This window comes from Chitinophaga rhizophila, assembly GCF_019492185.1.
Taxonomy (GTDB): Bacteria; Bacteroidota; Bacteroidia; order Chitinophagales; family Chitinophagaceae; genus Chitinophaga; species Chitinophaga rhizophila.
On the sequence record NZ_JAICCF010000001.1, the window covers coordinates 264,458 to 285,008 of the forward strand.

Sequence of the window (20,551 nt, forward strand, 5' to 3'; positions counted from 1 at the left end):
TATTTTCAGGGGTTTAAACACTTACTTCTCACTATGCCCACACTGTCTTTATCAACCATGGCATCCAGGATAATCCTACTACACTGAACCCCCATGGCAAACGGTCCAGTAACATATCATAGGCTTGCTGTGTAACATACAGCTGCCATTCTTCTTCCCTCCACTCCAGCTTACCCTCGCGCAACAGGAAATTGCCCCGCAAGCCATCTGGCGAGGTATTACCTAATGCATTCCAGTGGCCGATGACGGCATTCAGTAACTGGTTGGCCTCTTCTTTTTCTGGTTCAGATAAAGGCACAAAACGTCTTACAGGCGTAGCCGGCGTTACACCGCACAGCAACTTTGGCAATACCAGATCATATTCTGGTATCTCTTGTTCGCCATACGCCATATAACCGAGCAACTGTACCGCTTTATGTCTTGCCGCTTCATTCTTAAACTGCTGCCCGTCTCTCAGTTCCAGTGCATCAAAACAATACAGCAAGTAGGGATGCAACAATATCAACCCTGCATTATTGATGTAATATACCGTCCCTCCTGCCGGTAGTTCGACCGCCAATGCATCACCAAGTTCCTTAGCCTGGTCGCTGCCAGAAACAGCGTCAGACGACACCTCGTCCCTGTTACTACCAGCAGCGGGGTCAATCTGCTGAGGTACACTATCTGCTAAAGGTAATTGCGCACTTCCTTCAGCTGGCAATAGTCCCTCAGTCTGATCCAACTTACCTGCTGCCGAACCGTCTGAAAGCTGGTCATGCCTGCCCGCACTATCTTCCGGCACCTGCTGCGGCAGGTCATTTCGTACTTCTTCATCAGCAGTAGTGATCTTTCGCCGCTCTTGTTCGTAGACAGACCTGAACTGTTCTCTGCGTACTGCTATTTCTTTTGCATGTCTTCCGGCAACTGCTGCTAGCGTATCATGTATCAATACGGGCATCTTCACTCCTGTTCCGGCAACCCGTTCCACTGCAAACAAATGATCTGCCAATGGCTGAGCGCCTCCCGCTATCCGTAATAACTGCTCCATCAATGATGAATTGCTGATATTGCGGGCATTGATGACTATATCACTGATCAGCCACTCTATCACCTGCTCCACATAACGCTGCTGATCAGGCAAAACAATAATCGGTATTGATGCTGCACCTATCTCTGTTCTCAATGCATCAGTGAACCGGGGACTGAATAAGAACTGCTGCCATTCGGTGATCAGCAATAATACCTGCCGATATGCCCCGGCGCTGTATGCCTGAATCCAATTGTGAATGAAGCTACCGGAGAACTGCCTCACCAGTCGCCTGACTGCATATGGATGCGCTGTAAACAATTGCCCGCACCGATGCAAAGCGCCTGAATCGGTCGCCAGCACCGTCAGTATACCGGCTTCCCACTCCTCCTGTTCCCATTTCACCGTAGTTGATGGTAATACTCCATGCTGCATGAAGTGCAACCAGCTGTCGAAAAAGGCATGTGTCAACGGTTGCCGCTGTACATGCATGCCTGCGGCAGGGCTGCCCGATATCGTCTCAAAATGCTTACGCAGGTAGTCAGCCACCAGTTCAGGAAGCGTCTCTGCCAACGCCTGCATGCTACATTTACCAAGGTCGATCTCCAATTTGTCTATCTGCAGCAATGTATCCGGTGTCACCCAGCTATCCAATACTGCCGACATCATCGGTAGTAGCTCTTCATTTAAACGGGTACTGAGCCGGCCCTGTAATGAAAAAGCGTCTTCCCTGGAAGGCAACTGCACCTCTACTATCAGCTTTCCTATGGCATGCTGTTGTTCCATCATCCGATTAATCCATTATAGGTAGCCACTGTCTTCTCATTGTCGGGTGTAGCAATATCCTGGTCTGTCCATACCTGTGACCATTGCTGTATACCCTCTTTCTGCGCGCTGATAGTCTCTGCTGCATTCTTAATCAGCTTTCTGGCTATCGCCGGTATCTTATCCGGAGAAGCAACTATTAACCGGTCTATGTAATAAGCTGTAGCATATATCAGCAACCTGACCACCTGTGCCTTCTGCACGGCCTTCAGCTTTCCGAATCCGCTTTGTAATGCTCCCTGTAATCGCTCATAAGCAGCGTGTAATTCCTCTGGCGCTCCACTTGCCAACAGGAATGTCTTTGTATCTGACCAGCGACTGTCTTCCAGCAGCGTATCGTCTTCCTTCGACATCGCATTGAGTCCTCCCCGGTAACTCAGTATACGCTTATTGAACAGCGCATCATTGCTTCCAGCCGATAACGACTTGATAACAACCGGCGGTACATTATTGTCCGTCACCGGAGATACTGGTTCTGTATCCGAGGACTGGAAGGTATGTATGTCAAGGATAGCAAAACCCTTCTGACAGTCCTCCACGTCCTCAAAGGTATATCGCAGCCTGTACGTGCCTTGCTGCGGATCTTCAATACTTAATGTCAGCCGCTCTCTATCCCCCTTCCAGGAGATATCATAGTCAGCAGGATCTATTTCCTGTTCGCTATCGTTCTGCTGCAATACCAGGGCAAAACTTCCGCCATAAGGAGCCGCTTCAATATCCAGCTCTTCTCCGCTGCTGATATTCCAGTCTACCGAGTCTTTACCATTACTGGTGACCTTTACATTACCCTGCGGACAAATCACTATTTCCTGCGCATATGTGCTATGCATACCATCTCTGGATGCTGTGAGCCGGATGGTGAACACAACGCCATTTTCAACAAGCAGTTCCAGTTCCACCACTTCATTAATATCCGCTGTATCCGTCTCCTTCAACACATCGCCTTTATGATCTTCTAATATCCAGTGATATGCATCTGCCCGTAGAGACTGGTTCTTTAACACAACGGCCGTTCCTGTGCCTTCCGGCAGTACCTTTCTTTCTGCCACAGAGAATAATGCCACCGGCGGTGCATCCTGGAATATCAGCTTGATGGACGGCCTACCAGAACAACATGTATACGGCAAACTAAAGTCAGCTAACACTTCATAGTTCGCCAGCTCTTCTGCCAGATTCACGCCTGCTGCCTGATCAGAAAACATCAGTTTAACCAGGTTTGCCTTCTTTTCTTCTGATAAAAATGCAGGATCAGTCTTACCACATACCAGCACTAACGTTCCTCCTTTTGGCACACCACCATTATGCTCCAGCCCCGGATGCTGTTCAGCAAATCGATGAAACAAAAGGCTGCCCGCCAGCTCTTCTTTCCTACGTACGTATTCTTCATAGACGGCAAACAAGGAGGTAAGATGCGCACGGCAACATGTTTTATCTTCATCGTAACAGGTCCCTTCCCTGCTGCAAAGCACTTCCAACTTCTTCTCAAGATCTACCGGCTGCGGACCGAACAAAGCGACTAGCGCCTCAAACATATTTCCTATATCATCTCTGTCGAATCGCCGCCCGAAGATGATCTCTTCAAAGTTTTCAGAACAGGTACGCGCACAACGGATGTCATTCACCACCTTCTCCAGCAATACAGTCAGATCACTGAATGCTGCAGAACGCTCTTTAATCAACGCTAACATATCTGCCTCTTCGCCCAGGTATACTACTTTGATATCGAACGGCAGGTGCAGCTCGCTCCGTTCATTCTCAATGGCCTCCAACGCTGTTTGTATGGATACTCCTGTATGTCCCTTTATTCTGAAGAAGTTATAAATGTCTATATTGCCCAGTAGCAGGTTCCTGTCTTTGTCATCAGCGATACCCGGAATTGTAAACGTTCGCTGATTACGTACAAGCTCCGTATTCCACACTTTTGAGAGGTGATTCGCCTCCTTGTAATATCCCGGAATGGCACGCCCAGAGAGCATTTTACCAAGACCCGCATCTGGTGTAAAGTTAACGCCGAACGATGGAAATGCGGCATCAGTGAACCGGGTATGTGAGATATCTGCGAGGTATTGCAAGCGATTAATCAGTAACAAAGGCTTCTCCAATGCATTGATACTCAGGTCGGCAAATGGAGGGCGATATAAGCCCATGCGGTAATCAGTATCATTACCTGCATACTTCGCTCTGATACTGCCTAAAGCTATATACTCTGCGAAACGATTCCTGTCAGGAAATAATGACAGGTAACTAAACAGGTCTGTAGCTGCGAACTCCTGATAAGCCGCTATCAGATCACGATAGTAATCATATAGCCAGGGGAACAGGTATCCGCCTTTCGACCTTATATGCTCTCTCAATCCTTTCAGGTTAGCTTCCAGGCTGTTAAAAGGATTATTCACCGGTAGTCCCAGCTTTTCTTTCACCAGGTCATACAACTGCATAAATGTATTCGCTATCAGTGGCTCTGCTGCGGTACATACTTCGTCAAACCCTTCGCTTACTGCACTCCAGCTGGTAAAACGTTCAAAGGAGATATATGCATGTCCGTCGTCATTCAGATAACCAAACCGGTTGATCACCGCGTCGTTTGTTCCGGCCGCTGACTGGTCCCCGATGAACCATTTGTCCAGGTCTGCCTGATCTACCAGGCTTTTGTCGATCAGGATTGTCTGTACGGTACGCGTTTGCAGACTTTCACTATTCTCCTGGCCATACAGGCAACTACCTGTGGTAGTCTCACTTGTACTCAGGATGAGCAATACCAGGTATGCTGTTGTATCAGGGGGACGGTTTGCATTACCCGGGTCTTTTCCGGTAATACGCCACGCAAATTCATTATGATTTTCATTCCCGGTACTTAGTATGGCAACGGTAGGTGTCTTCTTCAGCAATGTGATCTGGCTTTCAGCACTGAAGCCATTATAGACGATCTCCTCTTCCAGCGTGAACAGCTTACCATCAGAGGTAACGGCCGTTCCCGGCGCAAGACGCAATGTTCCCGCCTGTTCGTCAATCGTTATATTCAGTCCGTAGAATATACCTGAACCATCCAGGAACATCCGGGAATCCATTACCTCTCTTTCCGCAAAATCAACGATACCTTTCAGACTGCTACTCTTCAACTGCTGCCCCTTTTTAAAGATCGGGTAAGGGGTAGAATTATTAATTATCATTTTCTGAAGAATTTTAATTTAGTTAACACTATCCCAGCATAGCTTCATCCAATAAGATCAACGGCTTGTCATCACCTCCTTCATCATCCCACATGTATGCTGCCGGATATACGTTCTTAAGGTCCTTTAATACTTTATTCAATGCCTTGAGACTATCCTCATATTCGCAACTCTCCTCCCGTGAAAGGGCCATCAACCATTGCTTCCATGCTGACTCAAATGCCAGCATCTGCTGTGGACTGATCCATACAATATTCAGTCTGATATGTGCGGGCGCTTCCCTGCGTAATGTATCTTCAAAGAATTGTCTGAACCGCGCCAGTCTGAATCGTTGCGGCCAGGCCGGTAATACGACCGTTGCCCAGAAAGAATAAGGGTCCGCCAGAAATGTCTTGTCACAATACCTGGCATTTTCCGGATCGGTTGCCTCCTCCTCCTCATCACAGCAGAAGCATACATCTGTACATACCGGTAGCATCGCATCGCTAGTTGTGCAAACGACTGGTATTACCACCTGACTGACCATCTCATCGGATACATCATTGAGCAACGTCTGCATAGCTGTGCGCATCTGCGACAAATCACTTAACAAGGTTATTATCTGCGCTGTTGCCGGCAACGTAGCCATCGCAATGCGCTCATCTTCCTGGTAAAAGGAAATCGTTATTGTAGTGATATGTGTATCAACGAAGACTTTATCACCGGCTGCTGCTTTTTTAAGTGCATCCAGGAAAGATGCCGCATCTGCAAACACGCCTTCATTGATGATCCTTAATGTCAGGGGTGATTCCCGTTGCGCATACCATTCCAGCTCCAGCTGCCATGACTCGTACGACTGCTGTTGTGACCTGGGCCGCATCAGTATATGTTCCAGTACATGCATACCTTCGGCACTGATTGCCTGCAGTACGTGTTCCATCGCTGCATCTCTTGCTGTTATGCTGGTGTAAGTGAGCGGATGTTCTGCCAATACGCCTTCAGGATTCACTAACGTTACGCTGAATGGTCCACAGGTATCTTCGTCCCCACGCTGGTAATTGCGTAGGTCGCTCAACAGGGTACATGCTATATTCAATGCCTCCCGCGCTTCTTCAGGTGTATCGTATTGGTGAACAGATTCCCATATTGCTGCTGCTTCATACGTGATAGTGTCTTCTACCAGCTGTGTAATGTTGTTTATCTCGAAAGAGTACTTTTTGCCATTTTCTACAACCGGAAACATCATGGCATTGAACATGCGGCTGGCCCGGTCATTTTCTATATCCTCTCCGCAAATAATGCCCGGGGCTACTGCAATCACTTTCCCATCCATATCTTTCAGATAAAGGGTATATGCATTATCGCAACCTGCCATCTGCTCATAATAGTAAGACGCTGCTGAACGCGCCATTTCAAGCAGGTAAACGTAAAAGTGTGCTTCTGCTGCTTTTGCCAGTGCCGGGGTATTGTACCGGCTTACTGACTTCCACATTACCTTATCCTGCTCGTCTGTTGTACTGAATAACTGATAGTAATACAGTTTTGTCGTAACGGCCGGTAAAGTTTCTGTTGCAACCTGCCATATCTGATCGAAAGCGGGAATGTGTCCGTAACTCATCCACAGCTCTCCAAAGTTTATCTTTTCCGGCTGTGCAAAGTAACAATCCAGTATATGAGGGTCGGTATTCAGGTTGACTGGTTTGACAAACCAGCCATATAGCTTTCGTTTACAGTAAATATCTGCCAGCAGTGACATTCTTTCTTCTTCCCGCCGTTCCATACCCTGATACCATCCTGTATGCTGTGCTACGCGGTAGCTACTGTCATCCACCATACGGAACGCATACCGGCAACCGGCTGCATAATCTGTATATGGGAAGAAGTTACGGTTGTCAGGATCCAGATTATCCAGGAACACCTGTAAACGGTCCCAGGCGTCTGTTTTTGTCATCTCCTCTTTGTCGTCCTCACATTTACGGGTCACATGCTGTATATCAAGTAATACTTTACCGAGTGTCAACGAGTAATAGCAACCTACTGTCTCATCATCCAGGCAGTAGTTACCTCGGAATAACAACAACTGTCTGAACTCCAGCAACGCTTCTTCCGCTGCTGCTGGTGTGGCATATCGATGTATGCTGTCCCATTCGTACACACCTGCTTTTGTATTGTATATGTGAAAGGAGAAACTACCTGCCTCATTACGGTATACGCCGTGCTTACGGGCAAACTGCTGACGTTCACGGATGGCGGCAATATAGGCTTCATAACTACCTGGTGTGATCTTCGCTACGGCAATGGGTTGCCCGGTGTCATCATTGAGGAACAATTCTTCTGTCAATGGTGTCCAGGGGCTGTAATGCTCCTGCCGGAGTGTGCGTTGCAACAGCTCCCACGATGCTGTCTCAAATGCGGCCGCTGCCGCTGCTGCTGTAGGGTATGCATTTATACTCTGCCACAACAACAGATCATTACGGCGCAGCTGGTAATAGTACAGGCCTTTATCAGCTATTACGGCGGAAGCTCCTCTTTCCAGTGCAGTAAATACCGGCAGTCTACGCTGATAACGCTGTAACAGAGCGGCTACTGCCGCTGTGCGTTCCGCATTGCTTTCAAACTTCCGGGTATAACGGGCAATCCGGTAGTCCCGGTCCCACAGTCTGTATCCAAACGCATATTCGTGGTCTCCGGCCTTGAACAAATCTGTTCTTACATCCCGCAGTATTGTATAACTGCCAGACTCAATGTTGCTGAGCTTAAATCCGGACCATGCCACCAATCTGTCTCTCGCCTGTTCGGCTTCTTTTGCACAGTCATACCACTGTGGATGAACTGCTACCCTGTCTTCTCCTTCTTTCAGGAATACCCGGTAACCACTTTCCTCCTGTACAATCTCATAATTATCCGGTTGAGGTGCCAGTACCTTGATGATATGTACCAATGTCTTTTCAGCATCTTCTTTTTCCGGTTTCTCGTCCAGTCCTTCCAGCGCTGTTTCCGGGTACCAGCAACAACAGGACAACCATTGCCAGCTATATTTCCATGCGCCGGCCAGCTTAATTGCTGTTGCTATCTGGCCATGTTCCTGCAGGAAACGAAGGGTGCGCTCTACTGCGGCATCTCTTTCATCCGTAGTCGTGTATTCAAAAGGATGAACGGCAAGTACTTCTTTATTGTTATCAATGATCCTAAATCCATAGGTACAGTTGTCGTGTATCGTCAGCAGATAATACTGCCGCTGCTTGCCAAACTTCATGGTTGTATAGAAAGCGGTACGTACCTCGTCATAGCTGGTATAGAAGTGCGGTTCCTGCAATAACAAACCCGCTGTATCACTGATCTTAAAGTAAAAGTGGGAACGGGTAACATCCGCCCATCCGGCATTCGCCTGCAAAGCTGCCAGCTGCTGCTTCAGCAGTAACTGCAAACCGTCCCTCTCTTCTACTGTTGCTGACCATTGTCCCTGTTTGGCAAATGGTATTCCGGCCCTGGTTGTAATGGTATAACCGTAGCCATTACCTGGCTGCTGACTGGGTTGGATATCTTCGGATAGTGCAGTCAGTATCCATTCAACAAAAGCCTGTACAGCGGCTGCCCGGGTCTCCCATACACCTATACTCTGCATCAGCGGTGTATCTGTCGAAGTCTCCTGCCAGTAGATGCCGTATCCGTCCGTAGCTGCGCCCTTTTCTACCCACAGGACATCCTGTCCTGCTTTCAACAATATTTTCTCCATCAACCTGAGTGCTGCGCCATGATCTTCTATGATACCACTTTCGGCAAGTAACTGTCCGGCGTCATCGCTGATCTCCACCACGTAGCTGTAATTATCCAGTGTTCTGATACTGACATTACGCGGATTAGCTGCTGACCGGATAATATTCCGGGTTATCTGGGTAACGGCTGGTCCATCCGGCACAGGACGGGTGGTGGTCAATAGTACATCCTGACTGCCGGCGGCTGCCTCCAGGTCTTTAAAGTAATAGATAGCTGCAGGACCGGTCTTTACGGCTTCACTGACAGTCAGCCATAGCTGACTGAATAGCGACAGATTAGTCTGCATGGCCTGCTGCGCTGCATCGCCGGAAGCAAAAGACTGAAGATGTACAGTTATTAAGGTAGATAACAACTCTCCTTCTTCTTCGCCAGTTTCTGTGCGTACAACCTGCAAGCGGAATACACCGTCTCCTGTCTGGACAATGTGATAGTTATCCGCTTTAGCAGCCAGTTCGATAAACTGTATGAACGCGACTGGCAACTGCGCTTTGTCTTTGTAAGGAACAATACCCTCCCAGGCTACCTGACCATTCTGACTTAGTGTCCAGTTGTATACCTCCGTTGCTTCACGCTGATAGGTGAGGTAATGTTGGCGGAAGTATGCCTGTAATGCGGCTTTCTTCTGTTCAGCTGCTTCGGCAGTACCAAACGTCTGGGGATGATAGGCTATCTGTACAGTTTCCTGTACGATGATGATCCTGAAATTGGCGGCGGCAACATCTTCTTCTATTTCCCATGCTGCATCGTGCTGCAACACTTCCAGGCAATCGTACCCCAGTGACAATGCCTCTTCCTGTGAAGCTACTCCCTGACGACTCTTCAGCAAGGTCTTGCCATAGTCGTCGGGCAACTGGAAATAATATCCTTCCTGTGTCTGCGGATAGACCTTATATTGGCCATCCTCCTGGAAAAACTGCACAAACCAGTCTATCAATACATCGCGCTCCTCAGGGGTAGTGTACTGTACACTGCACTTTGCAGCGATCCAGCTGGCGGCGGTAGCAGGTGATTCAATACTAAACCCATACACCCCTTCTCCTGTACAGCCAAATGGCTTGTAGTTAGCTTTTTGCTTCCCCAGTTCGAGAAACTGGCTGAATACACTGTTGATCTCCTCACTGGTATGAAGGCTGCTGCTGACAAACAACGGGGTTTCCTGATGAGGCAAACGGCAAATGAAACCTGTCTGCTTTTCAGCATGAACAAGATCAAAATTACTAAGGGAGGCGGAAGGAGATTGCCGTATGCCCATCAGGCCGGCCACACGTTTTTCCAATCCGCAGACAGGAAAGCCGGTGCCCGGCGTTTTATAATTGAATGCCAGTGCCCTGTTAGCGCTGGTTTCAGGATAAGCGGATAAAAATGCTGCTTTGTCTGCAAGGTTACGTTCCGGATCATTCTTTCTGCCGCTGATGTTATACATCATGAGCGCATAGTCGGTGAAGTCTTCTGAAAATCTGGCCAGCAGATGATCGAGGAATCTTTCCTTTCTTGCCTGGTATTGCTCGGCAGTTTCGTATAGCACAGTCAGCATCTCGGTATCTCCTGCATCATTGAACACGAGGTCAAACGTATATATGTCGTCTTTCCGGTTATTGTTACGGCTATAGCTACCCGGTAAGGTGGCCAGGAAAATAACATCCAGAGCGGCCTGCTCCGCGGCTATTGCGGTGGTGAAGTACACGGCGCTTTCAAGTAACACGCTGCTTCCGGAATCTGTCAGTACAAAGTACCAGTTACCAGTATCTTCCAGCTGTCTGACTTCTTTGCCGGCTGTATTGTTGGAACATTCACTGATAATACGTCGTATTACTTCATCGCGCAGATACATGGAGTTATAGGCTTTCCTTCCGCCGCCGGGTGCTGGTTCATAGGCCAGCTGCATCCCGTTGTAGGACTTCCCCTGGGTGGTCAATGGCAACTGTTTCTTATACCTCAGCAGGGATGGCAGTTGCGGTATACCGCTCAGATCTGCCGGAAAATAGGTACGTTCGTCACCGGGGATGGCTGCACCAAGGGAGAATAGTTTCCTCACCGAAGACAACTGCGCAAAGTAATCTGCCAGCAGCCTGTCAAAGAATAACAGGTAGGCCTGCAGCTGCAACGCCTGGGCCTTTCTGGCGGCAGTGGCATCTCCGGGTACGTCATGCTTACCAACCATGTATACTTTCGGCAATTCGTACTGAACTGAGGAATATTGCGCAAGATCCAGCTGGCGGCCCTTGGGTACAATTGTGTCAAGTGATGCCGGTGCTTTGGGGAACTTATTATAGTCTGAGATACCTTTCTTGTAACGCTGGCTGACCAGTTCATTATTCGCACCAAACTGTAACCTGTTACGGAAGAAAATAACGTTTGAGGTTTCGGGGGATAATACAGGACGATGATCTTTCTTCAGACGCAGACACCATTCTTCTCCTTCCTGCTTTACGGGATTACCGGCGGCATCTGTCAATGCGTATCCGTATTCATCAAAGCTGGTCATCAGCAGACGAGTGATGCCGGCCACGCCAGGCACCTTCATGATAATACGGTACAGGTCAGAAGCCTGTAATGTTGTGATGCGCTCAAGGCTTTCCAGCTCTTGTACATCGACGAAGCCGTTCTGCTGTAAGGGTGCGTCTTTATCAAATTCATACGGACGACCTTCAAAGATCTCTTCCATACTCCTTCCTTTGTCCAGCAACTGCTGCAGGCTATAAAACACCGGCGCGGGCGACAGGAAGTCTTGTATGCTGCTATAGATGTTTAACAACACCTCGTCAGGGTCGTAATTGGCGGCCAGTTCAATATGCAGACAAAGACTGACCGGTTCTTTTTCCAGCACCACTACATCAGGGAAGTCTTCGCACAGGTTACGATGGGCATGCAGGCGTTGATCTATATCTGACAGAACGGTCTCCATAGGAAAGACGTCATTGCCACAGGCATCCTTTTCATAAGCAGCTGCGTATACGTCATCCGGCTCTATGTACACACGGTACAATCCTTTAAGTGGTACGGCAGACTGCGCTGCAGTTACCCGGGTATTGTCGAGTACACCAGTCCCGCAGTCGTATACAAGGGAATAGTCTGCTTCTGTTTCATCTTCATTAATAGGTACCAGCCATGCATTGCGCACGCCTTTCACGTCTATGAGCATCCTGCGGATATCGGTGATTGTCAGCGGATTATTACCCAATATCCTGGCAGCCGTGTAAAAGTTATCATCTCCTTTAGCGCCTGCCGGAGCTGCGATAAGGTCTTTGAAATCGAGCTTGGTACGGTAGTCCAGGTCTGTCAGCACATAACACAGCGCTTCCAGGATTGTGATGCCAGGATCGTGCAGGTTATGGTCTGTCCATATCTTGCCGGATAGCTCCGCAATATGCTGGATACCCAGTTTACGCAGTGTGGCAAAGTCCAGGTATTCCGGGAAGCCACTGTTTTTATCCGTAGTAATATATTTGAGATCAGGCATTGTAAGATATGTACTTGGTATAATGTATCAGGGCGGCGATTCCTGTTATTTTCCTTCCAGTGCATCCAGCCGCTTCTGTAATGCTGTTATGGTATCCTGTTGCTCCTGTATGGCCCTGGTTAGTACCGCTACCATGTTTGCATATGCCAGCGTCTGCGTGCCATCGCTGTCAGTGCTTACCAGCTCAGGGAAGAACTCCTCCACCTGGTGCGGCAGAAACCCAATTTGTGTTTCATTGGCCGGACAGTTTGCTTTCTGGTTGAAGTTGAAAGTGATCGGATTCAGTTTCTTTACTTTATCTATCACACTGCCCAGCTTTGCCTGGTTGGTCACTTTCCTTACATCGGTATCCAGGTAGTGCCCGTAGCTTCTGCTTTTGCCTTTTACATTCAGATCGAAACCCGCAGGTGTAAGTCCGCCGACGATCGTTTTCCCTTCATTGGATATCGTTACCAGGTCATCGCCCTGGTTGATCTCTGTTTCGTTACCATTACCATACTCGCCGCCTTTACGGAAAACAAATCCTTTGGAAGCATCTGTCAGGAAAGCGCCCCAGTCATTATCTGCGCCCAGCAGCAGGTAGTTCCGCTTCTCATTATTGGGCCGGTTGTTGATAATACTGAAGGCAGGGTTGGTATTATCGAGGCACAGGAGGAAAGCGCCTGCGCTGTTATCTTTTGTGATCTCTACGTTAGTACCCGGCGATTCTGTACCTATACCTACCCTGCCATCCTGCTTGATAGCGACGAGCGTCTGCGCTGCCGGCTTGGCGATGTTCTTCAGGTAGTTCTTACCCTCTTCCAGTCCTTTGCGGAAATAGAACCCATCTGGTGCGTTGGTGGTAAAAGTGGCGGCGCTGCCATCCAGGGTGTTGCCGGCGTAGGTCTGCTGGCCATATTCCCCTTTGTGCATCAGTACTGTCTGTGGCGCTACTGCCTGTACAGGATTCAGCAATAACCGGGCAGTAGGTTGATTCTGTATATCCACCGCTGCTTCCGGGGATGCTGTACCAACACCTATAGCAGCTCCGGCATCAGGCGTGGTGATGAACACCGGTTTCACAGGAAGCGCCTCTTTAGGCGCATTTTCCTCCCCTTCTGCCGGTACCGGGGTAATAGTAGTCGTAAACAAAAAACCGGCTGTATTGGTTGTAAAAACGGCTTTATTGTCAGCTATCTTCTCCGACAGGGATTGGACGGTGTCGCCCGTCTGCTGAATTACAAATTCCGGGGTCTGGGTATTATCGGGGCTAAACAGAAAATCGCTTTTCAGTTCTTCCACATGAATATGCACGCGGGCCTGCGGATCTTCCGTGCCCATTCCTATCTTCCCGAATACCTTTGCGTACATGATGACTGGTATCTTCTCTTCATTACGGATGATTTCCCAGTCTTCGTCAGCAGCATCGATATCAAGCATCTTCCAGTTGGCACAGTCTGTATCAGGACTATCTACTGAACAGTGGCCTTTGGACTTGTCAGTATTACCGCCTTCTTTTCCTTCGCAGCCGCAAGGCTTATCTCCTGCCGGCGTGCAGGTATATAATGCGTTTTTATAGATGACTACATCTCCTTCGTAATAGCAGGTTCCGGCTGCCCATTTGCCGAAAAAAGCATCATCCCTTCTTACCAGCGTGGAATCGATCAGGTTAAAGAAATCCTGCGAAGTGGGTATAGCGCCTGTCTTGAATTGTGCTTTCAGCGCTGCTCTGGTTGTTATAGACATGGGAGTATCTTTTAGTTTTTATGAATGTTTTATTTGATCCTGAACACCGGTTGCTGACTGCCTGTTGTGCAGGTATCGGTGGTGATATTAGTATATGTCTGTTCGCCGCTTACCAGTACCGACCAGGGTGTATCTGCTGTAATCGCCTTGACTGGCGGCCCTTCTATACCTCCCTGTTTCACAAACATGGTAAAGTCTGTCACATAGTCCACATAGTCCTGCTGTTCAATGAACTGTAATACTGACGACATCATCAGCGTGCCGCCAAACACAATATCCTGTGAACCGGTGTTGATCCAGGGGGACAGATAGGCCTGTACTTCCCGTTCCAGTTTCCTGAGATAGAAGCTGGCATCTTTGCCTGCCCGCAAGCGGATACTTCCTTTGAAGCTGACCGGCTGGTATGCAGGATTGATCACCTGGACCTTTGCAAATGCGGATGTTCTTTGCTGCAGATAGTCACTCACCTTTTCAAGTACGATCCTGCTGACCCTGGGACTGAACCGCTCATCAGCAGGGTAAGCATCAATGCGCGGAATCACTGCCAGCGTTACCCATCCCGGAGATGACAACTGTGTGATATTCCCTTCAGTATCTCTGCACATCTTTGAATGTGGTATACATTTTATCTTGAAGATCTCAGGGAAGGCATCCAGTACGATCCGCTCATAGTCGAATACATTGATGGCTCTTCCTTTGTGGCGCAACCGCTCGCTGACGCGGATATAAAACTCTTCTGCCGTTTCCTGCTGCCTGCCACCGAATGAAGGGAAAGGCTGACTGATCTTTGTAATCATCGCATCCGGAGTAACCAGTCCGCTGACTGACTGTGCCGGCAGTGCAACACCCACACGTGCGGGATCATTACCGGTATTACGGAAGGTGGCCAGCGTTGCCTGTGCCATCACGGCAATGCACTCGCAAACGGCGGCGGAATACCGGTGATTGCTGATACGCAGCCAGTGATATCCGGATGGCAACACTGTATGATCTGTATCTGCATCCCAGGGCAATGCGATGGTTACAATACCTGACACCAGCATATCCTTTGTCGTATCGCTGATAATCTGCGAATGATCCTCCAGTACCTTCCATTCATTCCCCGACATGTAATGCCATTTAACAGACGCCTTCCGGATATCAGGATCTGCTGTAAATTCAGCCAGCTGGAACAACAGGTTCACGTTAGTACCAGGTACGGCCTGCTGTAAGCCTATATATAGCGTACCCTCATCTTCATAGACGGGCATGAAATGCATGGTATTACCGGCGGATAATGTCTTGTAGTTGCCGGCCTCATATGGATACTGATGCAGCAGCATGACTTCTGCCGCCCCTGCTGCTGCCTGATACTCCAGCGAAAAAGATTTGATCACCGGGGTATAAGGCGGTGGCGGAAACCCTTTTACATTTCCAGGGGTGCCCACCAGGTACTGGTTCATTCCCACTGTCTTGTTATATGAATCGTCTGCACTGGCAAATGCTGCATTCGATGCGTTTCTGAGATCCGTGTGTTCCTGCTCGGGATCTCCGCTGTGCAATACGCTGGCTTTGTTGGCGACCGACAATGTCTGACTCCTGGTATCCAATGTTTCTGCTACCAATGCCCCTGAACGGGTAGTTACCTCACTGAGCTGCAGACTGCCCAGTTTGATCAGCTGATCGGCCAGTATACCTGGGTACTCTTCATGTTTAAAGCTGTTCACCAGCCGTAACCTCAGAAACCCATATAATGCAGCATTGTTATAAGGCAGCAAGGGGGCCTGTTGCCGAAGCACGGGTATTGCCCCTGGTTCAGGTATTGTGATCTCCCGGGTTGCCTGCAGATGATTGCTGCCATCCTGCTCAAACAGCTGCAATGGTGTGCCGCTATTGACTGACTCCCACTGTCCGTTATTCAGTCGTTGCAGGGTAGCGGTGAAATAAGTGTTGTTGATACCGAGGTTATATGCGGTGTAATGCGCCGCAAAATCAACCGGCAATCCTTCCCATTCAATGTTCAGCTGCATAGCTGTCAGCTTCTTCCTGAACACCTCATCACTGCCGATATAGAAATTGCTGCCCGATTTAGGTACGCTGGTGAACGGAATAAACTTATTATTAGGATCCAGCGGACCTTCATCATTACCTATCAGGAGGTTTCTGATGTTCGTAACATGTACGTTGATAGTCGTATTGAGAATCGCCAGATGACTCAATACATCATACCAGGGTTCATCCTGCTCTGCCAGGTGATAATGAAGACTGTGATTAAATAATATCCTTAACACCGGATCTTTGACCGGGTATACTGCCTGCACCGCCTCCGGCGCGGGCGCGACCAGTGCGGGGGCATCTGCTGCAAGTACAAAATCAATGGTCAGCATACCGGCTGAAAACAATATGTTGCTTACAGGGGCAGGGTACCATCCCTCTGCTGTTGTACAATCCACCTGCAATAACCTTATCCGGGCAATATCCCGGGCCAGCTGCAATTGCTGCGGACTTACACCGGTATAGGTACGGAACTCGTTATCGCCGGTTACATCATCCAGCCACTTTTCAGTGATACCGGCATTTTTCATCTTCACCTTCAGGGCCGACACAATGCCGTTGTCTACACCTGCTTTCTTAAAAGCAGTCAGCACTTCTTCGTTCAGCAGGTAAAAGGGTTTGGTCAGCAGCGCCGCCAATTGATCTGCCTTTTCAGCTGGCTGGGTCAGTTGAATAGCAACAGTTACCTGTCGGGTACCCTCTTTCAGCAGCAGTACAGGCGATGCCAGCAGCAAGCCGGTATTGCCAAACGGGAAATGTGTAGTACCAGCCGCGGGGTTGTTTTTGCTGACATAAGACGCTGCGCCCAGCAAGGGCCAGCTGTTATATGCCGGATTCCGGAAACCTTCGCCTTTACCATCTGCACTGGCAGCAACAGGCGCTATATAGATGTTTGCCTTGTCATCTTTGAATAAAGTACGCAGCTCGCTTACCTTTGCTTTGTTCCATACTACATCTTCTGCTGTATAGAACGTCACTTCTTTTCCTGTTGCATCCTTTCCTGCTTTCACAGCTGTATCCTGCTGCAGCAGATAGTCGGGCAACTGCCTGGCCAGCTCTCCTACCAGGTGTACATGATCTGGTATGAGCGGCTTCTTTTTTAGTTGAAGCACCTCTTCGTAGAAGAAATTGAGGTGTTGCCTTCCCAGGGTATTCATCTGCGTTTTTACCTGAGAAAAAAGCTGCAGGAATGCATACAATAGCCCTGCATGTGGCTGGTGTTGCTGCGCACCCTTCATTACATTATCAAAGTCTTTCACGGCAAAGCTCTGCACCTGCTGGATACCTTTATAAAAGATCAGAAACAGTTCATCAAGTTGTGCAAGTACTTTTTCCTTTTTACGGCGGGGATAACTGCTTAACCGGTCGAGATAGGCATCTTTTGCCAGCAGCTTGTCCATCGTCAGTGCCCATGAAGTATTGCTGCGAAGCACGCCGATATTATTGACTGCTTCCTGCGGCAACGGGTGTGCGGCATCTTTCATGGTATTGGCGATAGCGATCAGGCGGTGCAGGGCTTTACTGAAATCGGCGGTGACCAGTGCATGTAGCATACCATGCAGCCCTGTTGTTGTATCCAGCTGGGTTTGCCAGCTGTTCAGCTGCATAGCCATGTCCAGTATACGAAAGAACATAGACCAGAACTGATCTGCGGGCAGCTGTCTGGACAAGCTGTTTCTGGCTTTCTGGTAGGCGGCATCAAAACCTGCTGTATCAAACTGCTGGATCGCGGCATACTGGAAAGGAGGATTACTGCGAAAGAAATCCTGCCAGTCGCCCCGTGATACAAGCGGCGTATCTGCCCGGCGGAACGGCTGATCGGTATCGTCATAGTAAAGTACATATCTGGCATACCGGTACAGGAAACCCAGCAACTGTGCGGTGCTGCGCTCATCTATCTGTACCGTATCGGTTGACAGCGCCTCCATTTTACGCTGTAACTGGCTTACGCCATCACGTACCAGGTTATTTGATATGTTGTCTGATGCGTTCATTATCTTATAGCTATAGCTGCATTTATTCCTTCGGCACGGCCTTCCTGTACGTAGAAGTCGTACACATAGTTGTACCGTGAGTTAGTAGCCCGGATGGTGTAATCAATACTGATGCGCAGGTATCCCTGGATGGCGTCCCAGGAATCGGACTGTGAGACGGTGATCTTGTCAGCCTTGATCCTTGCTTCATAATACAGGATGGCGTTAGTAACCATATCGGTAATAAACCCGATCAGCGTATTGCTCATGGATTCAAACTGATAATCTGCGAGGTTACAGCCAAATTGGGGTATCATGACCCGTTCTCCCAGGCTGGTAGATAAAAGAATATGCAGGCTTTGTTCTATATCCTCTCTGCCTACCGCCATGACGGCGTAGCAGTCTTTGTCTTCATTATCTTTGCGGAAGGTGGGGGGAAAAGACCAGCCGCATCCTAAGAAATCTTTAGCGTCGGGCATATACAAAACTTTTATTCGATCAATATTATCCGCCTATCATGACGGTGGGACAACCAATAACAATGGAACCTCCGTGTGCAGTTGTATCGCCCATGCGGGCTGCCGGCCGGCCACCTATCATTACGGTGGCAGAACCTTTCACAATCACATCCGGCGGACCGGCACATACCAGCATATCGCCCACTACTGCGGCGGGCATCCCTGCTATCAGTACAGTTGGTACGCCAGGTCCACTTACAGGACCGCCTACATGTGGTACAACTCCTGTCACCATCGGACAGACATGCATATCAGTTACTCTTGCTGCCGGGGGCATTGTCGCTCTTTTTATCAGTTAATCTTTACCATTCCACCCTGCAGTTCCAGCATGGCAGAAGAGGCTACTTTTGCTTTGGCCTGACCATTCATTTCCAGTGTGGTGTCTGCTTTGGCGGAGATGGTCATTCCTGCTATCCTGATATCAGTGCCGGCTGTCAGGGAAAAAGCCTGCGCTGCTTCCATCTTTATATCTTTTGCACTTTTGATAGTGATACCGGCTGCTTCCATCTTAATCATATTTCCATGCTGATCCTGAATAGTGATAGCTTTATCCTTTTCATTCAGCTCGATGAAGTTGCCTGCTGGCGTTTCCATCTTCATGACTTTGTTCTCATCATCAAACATGGTCTTCATTTTACTGCGGGTTACCAGGCCTTTTATATGATTAGTATCTTTTGCAGGTACGGGGGCCGGGTTTTTACTACTGTGCAGCATGCCGAGTACAATGGCAAAGCGCGGATCATCATTCACAAAGCCAACGATCACTTCATCGCCCAGTTCGGGCCGGAAGAAGTAACCACGATCGTTACCGGCATCCAGGGAAGCCACACGCGCCCACGTGCCTTTGTCGTTATTGTCTGTCAGGGGCATCTTTACCTGTATGCGGTCTTCGCCGTCGGGATCGTTTTCCAGCTGTACTACTACGCCTATCTGTAGCCCGTGAATGGCGGGCATCATGCCGGCAGCGGGTGTTTCAATCAGTTCCGTCTTGTGATGGAACCATTCAGGAGAGATACCGAACTGCATTTGTGTAGACCAGATACCATCTGCATATTCATGCCTCACACCGCTTACGTATACCAGTCCGTTAAACCGGTTGCCCAGTCCTTTCAGTTCGACAGTGTCGCCAGGTATAGCGGCAGGCGAGCCTTTGATCTTTACACGGCCCCGTATCTTGGCCATCCTGCTTTTCAGCATGACCGATTCTGTCCAGGCTTTTAGTTCTGGTTCACTCACCAGACCACTGTGCCGCAGTTCCAGCTTTTCCGGAGAGACGACTTTGGCCAGTTCTGCGCCAGAGAGGTTACCTGCTTCCTGGAAGCGCACGCTGGCGGTAGCATTTTCTGTGACTGACTGGTCTTTGTAATTCCAGGCGCTGGCATTCACTTCCTGCCATTGCGTACGGGCGTCCATCTCTGCTTCAAATTCCTCGATGGTAGCGCCATATACCAGTGTGAGGGCAGGTATGCCTGCCAGTTCAGGTCTGACTATATCCACCTTGCCATCGTGCGCCATCAGCACACAGCTGTTCATTTCAGCGCGGCTCAGGGCAAAGTCCCAATCGGTACAATAGTATTGTACCAGTTCCTTATGCTGTACGGAGGTGGCTGCCAGTGTGCCGGCCTTTGCGCCCAGCACCTGTTGCAGTGCATCACTGTCAGTGATCTCCCGGAAGTACCTGTTCTTCCTGCCAAGGGTAAGCGATACTGCTTCATCCCGGCAATCGAGGTGCAGAGAGGCGTTACCATTTTCAGCGGCGCGGATGGCATGTTTGACAATCACCCCTTTGAAGACGGTGGTCTGCTTGCCATCCCGGCCTGTCTTCAGTTCTATCTTATTACCGGGGATGAAGTCGGCGGATTCACTCACGGCAAACTTTTCATCAGAGACATCGCCATCCAGGTATTGCAGACGGGCATAAGGAATCTGGTTCACTTCCTTTACGATCACTGCGGAGCGCAGGTTATAAGCAGGGTTATTGACCCGGTTACCGTTAATCAGCACTTCAAAGCTGGTGTAATCATACACACCTGGCGTCGGAATAATCCTTTCATCTGCGGCTACATTTTCCTCATTGGCCATGT

At 49.1% G+C, this 20,551-nt stretch carries 8 protein-coding genes; all 8 read right to left on the minus strand.

Features of this window, described 5'->3' with window-relative positions:
• Positions 1-31: 31 nt before the first annotated feature.
• The 8 genes from K1Y79_RS01080 to vgrG are packed head-to-tail and all read right to left on the minus strand — an operon-like array spanning position 32 to position 20,549.
• Positions 32-1,795 carry a contractile injection system tape measure protein gene (locus K1Y79_RS01080; protein WP_220248145.1) on the minus strand — a complete coding sequence of 588 codons (1,764 nt, stop codon included), beginning with the start codon at positions 1,793-1,795 and terminating at the stop codon, positions 32-34.
• Positions 1,792-5,001: a hypothetical protein gene (locus K1Y79_RS01085; protein WP_220248146.1), complete on the minus strand. Its 3,210-nt coding sequence runs from the start codon at positions 4,999-5,001 to the stop codon at positions 1,792-1,794. Before K1Y79_RS01085 ends, K1Y79_RS01080 begins: the two co-directional genes overlap by 4 nt.
• Before the next feature lie 28 nt (positions 5,002-5,029).
• On the minus strand, positions 5,030-12,217 hold the full coding sequence (locus K1Y79_RS01090) for a hypothetical protein (RefSeq protein WP_220248147.1): 7,188 nt from the start codon (positions 12,215-12,217) through the stop codon (positions 5,030-5,032).
• Positions 12,218-12,262: 45 nt separating this feature from the next.
• Complete coding sequence (locus K1Y79_RS01095) at positions 12,263-13,942, minus strand: tail fiber domain-containing protein (RefSeq protein ID WP_220248148.1); 1,680 nt, start codon at positions 13,940-13,942, stop codon at positions 12,263-12,265.
• Between the two features lie 29 nt (positions 13,943-13,971).
• A complete protein-coding gene (locus K1Y79_RS01100) occupies positions 13,972-17,970 on the minus strand; it encodes a baseplate J/gp47 family protein (RefSeq protein WP_220248149.1) in 3,999 nt (1,332 codons plus the stop codon).
• Positions 17,970-18,428, minus strand: coding sequence for a GPW/gp25 family protein (locus K1Y79_RS01105; protein WP_220248150.1), 459 nt, complete (start codon positions 18,426-18,428; stop codon positions 17,970-17,972). Before K1Y79_RS01105 ends, K1Y79_RS01100 begins: the two co-directional genes overlap by 1 nt.
• Before the next feature lie 25 nt (positions 18,429-18,453).
• The gene (locus K1Y79_RS01110) at positions 18,454-18,744 is read right to left on the minus strand and encodes a PAAR domain-containing protein (RefSeq protein ID WP_220248151.1); all 291 of its coding nucleotides are present in this window, start codon (positions 18,742-18,744) and stop codon (positions 18,454-18,456) included.
• A gap of 14 nt (positions 18,745-18,758) precedes the next feature.
• Positions 18,759-20,549 (minus strand): type VI secretion system tip protein VgrG, encoded by a 1,791-nt coding sequence (gene vgrG / locus K1Y79_RS01115; protein ID WP_220248152.1) that lies wholly within the window; start codon positions 20,547-20,549, stop codon positions 18,759-18,761.
• Positions 20,550-20,551 lie beyond the last annotated feature (2 nt).

Bases quoted from the DNA above. Each gene is read 5' to 3' on its own strand.
- K1Y79_RS01080 (WP_220248145.1), bottom strand. From the start codon at position 1,795: ATGATGGAACAACAGCATGCCATAGGAAAGCTGATAGTAGAGGTGCAG.
- K1Y79_RS01085 (WP_220248146.1), bottom strand. From the start codon at position 5,001: ATGATAATTAATAATTCTACCCCTTACCCGATCTTTAAAAAGGGGCAG.
- K1Y79_RS01090 (WP_220248147.1), bottom strand. From the start codon at position 12,217: ATGCCTGATCTCAAATATATTACTACGGATAAAAACAGTGGCTTCCCG.
- K1Y79_RS01095 (WP_220248148.1), bottom strand. From the start codon at position 13,942: ATGTCTATAACAACCAGAGCAGCGCTGAAAGCACAATTCAAGACAGGC.
- K1Y79_RS01100 (WP_220248149.1), bottom strand. From the start codon at position 17,970: ATGAACGCATCAGACAACATATCAAATAACCTGGTACGTGATGGCGTA.
- K1Y79_RS01105 (WP_220248150.1), bottom strand. From the start codon at position 18,428: ATGCCCGACGCTAAAGATTTCTTAGGATGCGGCTGGTCTTTTCCCCCC.
- K1Y79_RS01110 (WP_220248151.1), bottom strand. From the start codon at position 18,744: ATGCCCCCGGCAGCAAGAGTAACTGATATGCATGTCTGTCCGATGGTG.
- vgrG (WP_220248152.1), bottom strand. From the start codon at position 20,549: ATGGCCAATGAGGAAAATGTAGCCGCAGATGAAAGGATTATTCCGACG.